Annotated in this window: 7 protein-coding genes; 6 read left to right on the top strand and 1 reads right to left on the bottom strand. The window is 71.1% G+C overall.

The genetic code is table 11. The features are described from left to right. Positions 1 to 63: 63 nt before the first annotated feature. A complete protein-coding gene (locus ACFWBB_RS41990; protein WP_385284399.1) occupies positions 64 to 738 on the bottom strand; it encodes a DUF461 domain-containing protein in 675 nt (224 codons plus the stop codon). Positions 739 to 1,390: 652 nt separating this feature from the next. Here ACFWBB_RS41990 and ACFWBB_RS41985 point away from each other — a divergent pair. From ACFWBB_RS41985 to ACFWBB_RS41960, 6 genes are all read left to right on the top strand, one after another. Beyond that, a complete protein-coding gene (locus tag ACFWBB_RS41985; RefSeq protein WP_003953493.1) occupies positions 1,391 to 1,873 on the top strand; it encodes a CarD family transcriptional regulator in 483 nt (160 codons plus the stop codon). A gap of 362 nt (positions 1,874 to 2,235) precedes the next feature. Continuing rightward, a complete protein-coding gene (gene ispD / locus ACFWBB_RS41980; RefSeq protein WP_385284395.1) occupies positions 2,236 to 2,988 on the top strand; it encodes a 2-C-methyl-D-erythritol 4-phosphate cytidylyltransferase in 753 nt (250 codons plus the stop codon). Then, on the top strand, positions 2,978 to 3,532 hold the full coding sequence (ispF, locus tag ACFWBB_RS41975; protein ID WP_385284392.1) for a 2-C-methyl-D-erythritol 2,4-cyclodiphosphate synthase: 555 nt from the start codon (positions 2,978 to 2,980) through the stop codon (positions 3,530 to 3,532). Before ispD ends, ispF begins: the two co-directional genes overlap by 11 nt. A 117-nt stretch (positions 3,533 to 3,649) precedes the next feature. Next, positions 3,650 to 5,050: a cysteine--tRNA ligase gene (gene cysS, locus ACFWBB_RS41970; RefSeq protein WP_385284389.1), complete on the top strand. Its 1,401-nt coding sequence runs from the start codon at positions 3,650 to 3,652 to the stop codon at positions 5,048 to 5,050. 114 nt (positions 5,051 to 5,164) lie between these two features. Beyond that, the gene (gene rlmB, locus ACFWBB_RS41965) at positions 5,165 to 6,106 is read left to right on the top strand and encodes a 23S rRNA (guanosine(2251)-2'-O)-methyltransferase RlmB (RefSeq protein WP_385284386.1); all 942 of its coding nucleotides are present in this window, start codon (positions 5,165 to 5,167) and stop codon (positions 6,104 to 6,106) included. A gap of 429 nt (positions 6,107 to 6,535) precedes the next feature. Then, on the top strand, positions 6,536 to 8,218 hold the full coding sequence (locus ACFWBB_RS41960; RefSeq protein WP_385284383.1) for a DoxX family membrane protein: 1,683 nt from the start codon (positions 6,536 to 6,538) through the stop codon (positions 8,216 to 8,218). Positions 8,219 to 8,263 lie beyond the last annotated feature (45 nt).

Raw genomic sequence — 8,263 nt, 5'->3', positions numbered from 1 at the left:
GCGGCACCCCACGCGGGGTGCCGCCCTTCCCGTGTCTACCGGGCCCTTCCCGTGTCTACCGGGTCAGTGGCCGGCGGCCGACTCCGACGCGGACGAGGAGGCCGAGTTCGACGGGGAGGCCGATCCGGACCCGGGGGTGCCGCTCTGTGAAGCCGAAGCGGAAGCCGAAGAGGAAGCCGAAGCCGAAGCCGACGCGCTCCCGGAGGGGGACTGCGCGGCGGACGGGATGTCGCTCGGGCCCCACGAGGAGAAGTAGCTCTCGGCGGGGACGACGAAGGCGCGCAGGCTGACCTCGCCGGTGTCGCTGAAGGTGAAGGTGACCTTCTGGGCGTCGCCGTCCTTGACGGCCTCCCGGCTGTTCGTCAGCACGGCGGAGGCGTTGTTCTCGCCGCCGATGACGACCGAGCCGTGGGCCGGCACGGTCAGCTCGCCCTTGCCCTTGGCGGGCTTGAGCTCGGCGGACTTGCCGCCGTCGAGGGTGATGGACTGCAGCGTCTGGGCCTTGCTGCCGCTGTTGAAGACGGTCGCCGAGATGATGGCGGGACCGGTCGACTCCAGGTCGGGCTGGGTGATGACGACGACGTTCTGAAGCTTGATGTCGCCGACGTGGACGGCGGCGTTGTCCGGCTTGATCTCCAGAGTCTGGGAGTCGTTGCCGGCCCCGCAGGCGGCGAGCGAGGCGATCGAGAACGCGATGGCGGAAGCGGCGAGGACGCCGCGTCGAAGGCTGCTGCTCACGGCGGCGGCAACTCCTTGTGCACGCGGGCGGCTTTCCTTTGAATAAAGCCGCCCTAAGGGTCTGTCAGCGGCCTCAGGTTACCGAGCCGTTCTCGCGGCACCGCACCCGACCCGCCTCTAGAGCGATCCCGTGCCTCGACGGACGCGCCGGGCGGCCTCCGCAGCGGCTGTCCCGGCAGCCACCAGTGGCTCACTCCAGACTCGTGAGTCACATTGACATCACCCGTCCTCTTCCTGCTCTTCTGCCATTCACATAACCGCCGCGGACGTCCGGCCTCGGATTTTCGGTGAAGGGAATGCGAGGCGATCCCGGGAATTGATCAAGGCCCGGACCGAACGGTCGATGATCAATTCCGGAAACGACCCGTATCCCGCCACGTGAACCGAACGGAGTAGCGGAAGTCGCACTCCTGAAAGCAGACATTTGGGGACGTTCGGCCGTTTGGGTGGGGCTCCGGGTGTGTGTAGCGTGCGTGTTTCTCCCCCCTCGGAGAGCCGCTCCGACCTGCGAATACCTGCTTGCGCCGCCCCTTCGCAGCACGTTCCTGTTGCTGTTGTCAAGCCCCGAGATATGCCCTGACCTGCGAAAACGCCATTCAGAACCCGCAGTTTCCGTGTTACCCTGGATAGCCACGGAAGGGGTACCTGTCACATGACGTTCAAGGTTGGCGACACCGTGGTCTATCCCCATCACGGGGCCGCGCTGATCGAGGCTATCGAAACTCGCCAGATCAAAGGCGTGGACAAGACCTACTTGGTGCTGAAGGTCGCCCAGGGCGACCTGACGGTACGTGTGCCAGCGGACAATGCGGAGTTCGTCGGCGTACGTGATGTGGTCGGTCAGGACGGGCTGGACCGGGTCTTCGAGGTGCTGCGCGCGCCGTACGCCGAGGAGCCCACGAACTGGTCGCGTCGTTACAAGGCAAATCTGGAGAAGCTCGCCTCCGGCGATGTCATCAAGGTCGCTGAAGTAGTGCGTGACCTGTGGCGTCGTGAGCGCGAGCGCGGACTCTCCGCCGGTGAGAAGCGCATGCTTGCCAAGGCCCGCCAGATCCTGGTGAGTGAACTCGCTCTCGCGGAGAACACCAACGAGGACAAGGCCGAAGCCCTGCTCGACGAGGTCCTCGCATCCTGATCCTGCTGAGCTCGACAAGGTTCTCGAGTTTCTGATGCCGGCCCGAGACCGGCCTCAGCACACTGAAGAACACTGAAATGCCGCGGTGCCCGATGACGTATTTCCCGTCGCCGGGCGCTGCGGCATGTTCGCGCTCGGACACCGCCGTGCGCCCTGTCCCCACAGCCGTACGCACTACCCCCACAGGGGTGGTCGGTCGATACAGCCCCCTGATACGTCGACCGATGCTTCGATACTTGTTGTGCCGGGCCCGGGCTGCCGCCTCGACCTGAACGTCACGGAAGGGTTCCGTCAAGGCGTCGCGCCCGGCACTGCACAGCGCATACCCACGCCAGGCCGGCACACAAACCTGACAGGAACCGATGTCTGACGATTCGCGTCCCACCCCCGCGCCCGTCCGCACGGCCGCGGTGATTCCGGCCGCCGGCCGGGGCGTCCGCCTCGGTCCGGGCGCCCCCAAGGCGCTCCGCACGCTGGGCGGCACTCCCATGCTGATCCACGCGGTGCGCGCGATGGCCGCCTCCCGCGCCGTCGCCCTGGTCGTCGTCGTGGCACCGCCGGACGGCACCGCCGAGGTGAAGTCGCTGCTCGACGCGCACGCGCTGCCCGACCGCACCGACTTCCTGGTCGTCCCCGGCGGCGAGACCCGCCAGGAGTCCGTGAGGCTCGGCCTGGACGCGCTGCCGCCGGGCCACGACATCGTCCTCGTGCACGACGCCGCCCGGCCGCTCGTCCCCGTCGACACGGTGGACGCCGTGATCGAGGCCGTCCGTGAGGGCGCTCCGGCCGTCGTCCCGGCGCTTCCGCTCGCGGACACCGTCAAGGAGGTCGAGCCGGCCCGGACCGCAGGCGACCCCGAACCGGTCGTCGCCACCCCCGAGCGCGCCCGCCTCCGTGCCGTGCAGACCCCGCAGGGCTTCGACCGGGAGACCCTGGTCCGCGCTCACGCGAGCGTCACGGACAACGTCACCGACGACGCGAGCATGGTGGAGCAGCTGGGTCTGACGGTCGTGGTCGTCCCCGGTCACGAGGAGGCCTTCAAGGTGACCCGTCCCCTGGACCTGGTCCTCGCCGAGGCGGTCCTGGCCCGCAGGAGGCTCAACGATGGCTTCTGAGACGCCGCTCGCCGGGGTGGTGCTTCCCCAGGTCGGCATCGGCACCGACATCCACGCCTTCGAAGCGGGCCGCGAGCTGTGGTGCGCGGGCCTGAGGTGGGAAGGGGAGGGCCCCGGACTGGCCGGGCACTCCGACGCGGACGTCGTCGCGCACGCCGCCTGCAACGCGCTCTTCTCCGCGGCCGGCCTCGGTGACCTGGGGCAGCACTTCGGCACCGGGCGCCCCGAGTGGTCCGGCGCCTCGGGCGTCACCCTGCTCACCGAGGCGGCCCGGATCGTCCGCGAGGCCGGCTTCGTCATCGGCAACGTCGCGGTACAGGTCGTCGGCCCCCGTCCCAAGATCGGCAAGCGGCGCGACGAGGCCCAGAAGATCCTGTCCGAGGCGGCGGGAGCCCCGGTGTCGGTGTCGGGCGCGACGACCGACGGGCTCGGTTTCCCGGGCCGGGACGAGGGCTTGATGGCGATCGCGACGGCGCTGGTGGCACGTACCGGGACAGGCGCGGGCACGGGCACGGGCGCCGGTACGGGCACGGGCGCCCGCTGACTCCGTGCCGCGCGAGTCGGGCGGCACCGGCCGACATATGCCATGGCATGTCACGAATGTGTGGCCCTTGGGTGGAAGGGGCTCGGGGCATCGCTTCGCGCCCACTACCCTGGAGAGGTGACCATTCGCCTGTACGACACCAGTGCCCGGCAGATCCGTGACTTCGCCCCGCTCCAGCCGGGTTGTGTCTCGATCTACCTCTGTGGCGCCACCGTGCAGGCGGCCCCGCACATCGGGCACGTCCGCTCGTACCTGAACTTCGACGTCATGCGCCGTTGGTTCATCCACCGCGGCTACGACGTCACGTTCATCCGCAACGTCACCGACATCGACGACAAGATCATCACCAAGTCGCACGAGCAGGGCCGCCCCTGGTGGTCCATCGGGTACGAGAACGAGCGGGCGTTCAACGACGGCTACAACGCCCTCGGCTGCCTGCCGCCCACCTACGAGCCGCGCGCCACCGGGCACGTCCCCGAGATGATCGAGATGATGCGCGGTCTGATCGAGCGCGGCCACGCCTACGAGGCCGACGGCAACGTCTACTTCGACGTGCGCTCGTTCCCGGGCTACCTGGAGCTGTCCAACCAGGACCTGGACGACCTGCGCCAGCCCTCCGGCGACGGTGAGACCGGCAAGCGCGACCAGCGCGACTTCGCGCTCTGGAAGTCCGTCAAGCCGGGCGAGCCGAGCTGGGAGACCCCCTGGGGCCGCGGGCGTCCCGGCTGGCACCTCGAGTGCTCGGCGATGGCGCACAAGTACCTGGGCCCGGTCTTCGACATCCACGGCGGCGGCCTCGACCTCATCTTCCCGCACCACGAGAACGAGATCGCCCAGGCCAAGGCCTACGGCGACGAGTTCGCGCGGTACTGGGTGCACAACGCCTGGGTCACCATGAGCGGCGAGAAGATGTCGAAGTCGCTGGGCAACAGCGTCCTCGTCTCCGAGATGGTGAAGCAGTGGCGCCCGATCGTGCTGCGCTACTACCTCGGTACGCCCCACTACCGCTCGATGATCGAGTACAGCGAGGAGTCGCTGCGCGAGGCCGAGTCGGCGTTCGCGCGGATCGAGGGCTTCGTGCAGCGCGTCGTCGAGAAGGCCGGGGGAGTCGTCGAACCGGCGGCCGAGGTGCCGCCCGCCTTCGCCGAGGCGATGGACGACGACCTGGGCGTCCCGCAGGCGCTGGCCATCGTGCACACGACGGTCCGGCAGGGGAACTCGGCGCTCGCCGCCGACGACAAGGAAGCCGCCGTGGCCCGCCTCGCCGAGGTCCGGGCGATGCTCGGCGTCCTCGGCCTGGACCCGCTCGACGCGCACTGGGCCGGCGAGGAGACCCGGGGTGAGGACCTGCACGGCGTGGTCGACAGCCTCGTACGACTCGTCCTCGACCAGCGGGAGTCGGCCCGGGGGCGCAAGGACTGGGCGACCGCGGACGCCATTCGTGACCAGCTCACCCAGTCGGGCCTGACCATCGAGGACGGCCCGCAGGGGCCGCGCTGGAGCCTCGGCCCGCGCTAGGACGGTTCCGGGACGGCCGCCCAGGGCCTGTCCTTGATCGACTGTGCCGCCCGGCCTTCCGGGCGGCACACTGCATAAGACGTACGTACGAAAGCTCACGGAGACGAGAGATTCATGGCAGCCAACAACCGCCGCATGTCCGGCAAGAAGGGCGCGCAGGTCGGCAGTGGCGGCCAGCGGCGCCGGGGCCTGGAAGGCAAGGGGCCGACCCCGCCCGCCGAGATGCGCAAGAAGCACAAGGCGAACCGCATCGCGACCGCCAAGGCGAAGCAGGCCGTGCGCCGGCCCGCGCAGCGCGGCCGTGGCGGCAAGGGCACGTCCGAGATGGTCGTCGGCCGCAACTCCGTCGTGGAGGCGCTGCGCGAGGGCGTGCCCGCGACGATGCTCTACGTCCAGCAGTTCATCGACAACGACGAGCGGGTGCGCGAGGCGCTTCAGCTCGCCGGTGAGCGCGGCGGCATCCACCTCATGGAGGCCCCGCGTCCCGAGCTGGACCGCATGACCAACGGCCTCAACCACCAGGGCCTGGTCCTCCAGGTCCCGCCGTACGAGTACGCGCACCCCGAGGACCTGGCGGCGGCCGCCTACGACAACGGCGAGGACCCGCTGATCGTCGCCCTCGACGGCGTGACCGACCCGCGCAACCTGGGTGCGGTCGTGCGCTCCGTCTCCGCCTTCGGCGGCCACGGCGTCGTCGTCCCCGAGCGTCGCGCGGCCGGTATGACGGCCGGCGCCTGGAAGACGTCCGCCGGTGCGGCAGCCCGCACCCCGGTCGCCCGTGCCACCAACCTCACCCGCGCGCTCGAGGCCTACAAGAAGGCCGGCATCGCGGTCGTCGGCCTGGCCGCCGACGGCGAGCACGAGGTCGGCACGCTGAAGGCCCTGGACGGCCCGGTCGTCATCGTCGTCGGCAGCGAAGGCAAGGGCCTCTCCCGCCTGGTCGGCGAGACCTGCGACTACCGGGTCCGCATCCCGATGCCGGGTGGCGCGGAATCCCTCAACGCGGGTGTGGCGGCCGGAATCGTGCTGTATGAGGCGGCTCGGCGACGGGTCTGAGGCAGGCCGGGCTCCGTCGGCCCGGGCAGGCTGAGCCCGTCGGCCGGAGGCCGGCGCAGCCGTGCGCAGCCGCGTGGCTGCGTCGGGCGGCAGAGGGACGCGCCGCGGGTGTGGCGGCCGGAATCGTGCTGTATGAGGCGGGGCGCCGACGGCGTCTCACTGGCCCGCCGCGGCGAACCCGGCTGACCGTACCGGCCGTGTCCACCGACACTCGGCGACGGGGCTGAGGGCAGGCGGGCGGGCGGCCCAGGCAGGCTGAGCCCGTTGGCCGGAGGCCGGCGCAGCCGTGCGAAGCCGCTTGGCGTGGAGGGCGGCAGAGGGGACGGGTTCACTCGAACGGGCTAATCCCGGCGAGTAGGGCAACCTTGACGGAGCCCGGACAGATCCGGCGGGTCAAAGCAGTGTCCTAAACACACGTCACTCGGTTAGATGAGTGTGGACACCAGAACACCCCGCACACCCACGGGGGACCGCTCGTCGGGATTCGACGACGCTCCCGCGCTGAGCATGGTGAAGGTGCCGAGCGACCCGGCGCAGATCATCGTCAGCCACGCGAGCTTCCGCGTGCAGCTGGGCGCGTCGGCGCGGCGTAACCAATCCCCGCGGATCGCCCGGCACGTGAGCGCCATCGATGACACCGCGCGTATGGCCGCCGTCGGGGCGGCCGGCAGAGCGGGCGCCGCTTCCGGTGGCCGTCGGCGAGCCGTCGTCTGGAGCGGCAAGTCCGCGCCCGACGACACCGGCGCCCACCGACTGCTGCAGGCCGTGCGGGCAGGCAGCGTCGGCCACGGCGAACCGCCCGCAGCCGACGCCGGAGCCACCCAGGTCATCCCCCGCGTCGCCATGGGCGACCGGGGTTACGACGGCGGCCTCGCCGCGCAGACCCTCGAGACCCCGATGGTCGGCGCCCAACGGGCCCCCGCCGAGGGCGAGCAGCGGATCCTGCCGAACATGCGGGGCGTCGGCAGCGCCTACGACGAACCCGCCTACGACGAACCCGCCTACGACGACGCCCAGTTCGAGGACTTCGGGGACGCCGGCACCGACCCCGACCCGGCTCCGCGCAGCCGGCGGCACGGCGACGACCCCGCCCGGCACGCCTACTTCCCGGGTCGCCGGATGAACCTCGGCGTGGTCCTGCTGCCGCTGCGGATCTTCCTCGGCTTCATCTCCATCTACGCCGGCATGGGCAAGCTGTGCGACCCCGTCTACTTCGACGGCGGCAAGCGCGGCTCCATGGTGAAGTGGCTCAACACCCTGCACCCGTGGGAAGTCGCCGAACCGCTGCGCCAGTTCGCCCTGCACCACCCCGTCGGCTCCGGCCTGGTCATCGCCTTCCTCCAGGTCGTCGTGGGCGTCCTCACGGTCCTGGGCTGCTGGCAGCGGGTCGCCGCGGTGGTCGGCGCCGGACTCTCGGCCGCGCTCATCGTCACCGTCAGCTGGAAGACCGTCCCGGTCTACGACACCCCCGACATCATCTACCTCGCCGCCTGGTCGCCGCTGATCATCGCCGGCGCCCCCGTCTACTCGGTCGACGGACGCCTCGCCGCCGGTGCGTGGCGCCGGCTCGGCCCGCGCTCCGACCTGTGGGAACTGCGCCGTTACGTGCTGCGCCGCGGCGTCCTCGTCACCTCGATCGCCGTCGGGCTCACCCTGCTGGTCGGCTCGCTGCTCGGCGGTGCCGTCCGCGACGCCGACCGGGTGATCGTCCCCGGTCCGGGCGAACCCCCGCGCAACGAACTGCCCGGCTCCCCGCTGCCGCAGAAGTCCGGCACGCACAAGGCCTCCCGGAAGCCCACCGCGTCCACCTCACCCACGCAGGGCGCCACCTCGGCCGCCCCGACGGCAGGCACGGACAGCGAGCCCTCCGAGGCCCGGGACTCCGGCACGACCGGCAACACCGGCGCAGGCGCGCCCAGCCAGACCCAGGGCACCGCGGGCGAGGCCCCGCCCGAGCGGTCCACCCCGCAGGAGCAGGCCCCCGCCACCAGCTCGGGCCCCGGCTCCGGCGGCTCGGCCACCTCCGGCGGTTCGACGAGCGGCGGCGGCGGCTCGGACGGCGGCTCGTCGTCCTCCGGCCAGCCGGGCCTGGTGGGCGGGTTGCTCGGCTAGGGCGGTTCGTTGTCGGAAAGACCGGGGGGCCGTGCGCTTTTCAGC

This window comes from Streptomyces sp. NPDC060000, from assembly GCF_042737375.1.
Lineage (GTDB): Bacteria > Actinomycetota > Actinomycetes > Streptomycetales > Streptomycetaceae > Streptomyces.
This window is presented reverse-complemented; position numbering and strand designations above follow the sequence as displayed.

Coding starts and splice junctions, on each gene's coding strand:
- ACFWBB_RS41985 (WP_003953493.1), top strand. CDS start 1,391: ATGACGTTCAAGGTTGGCGACACCGTGGTCTATCCCCATCACGGGGCC.
- ispF (WP_385284392.1), top strand. CDS start 2,978: ATGGCTTCTGAGACGCCGCTCGCCGGGGTGGTGCTTCCCCAGGTCGGC.
- ACFWBB_RS41960 (WP_385284383.1), top strand. CDS start 6,536: ATGAGTGTGGACACCAGAACACCCCGCACACCCACGGGGGACCGCTCG.
- rlmB (WP_385284386.1), top strand. CDS start 5,165: ATGGCAGCCAACAACCGCCGCATGTCCGGCAAGAAGGGCGCGCAGGTC.
- ispD (WP_385284395.1), top strand. CDS start 2,236: ATGTCTGACGATTCGCGTCCCACCCCCGCGCCCGTCCGCACGGCCGCG.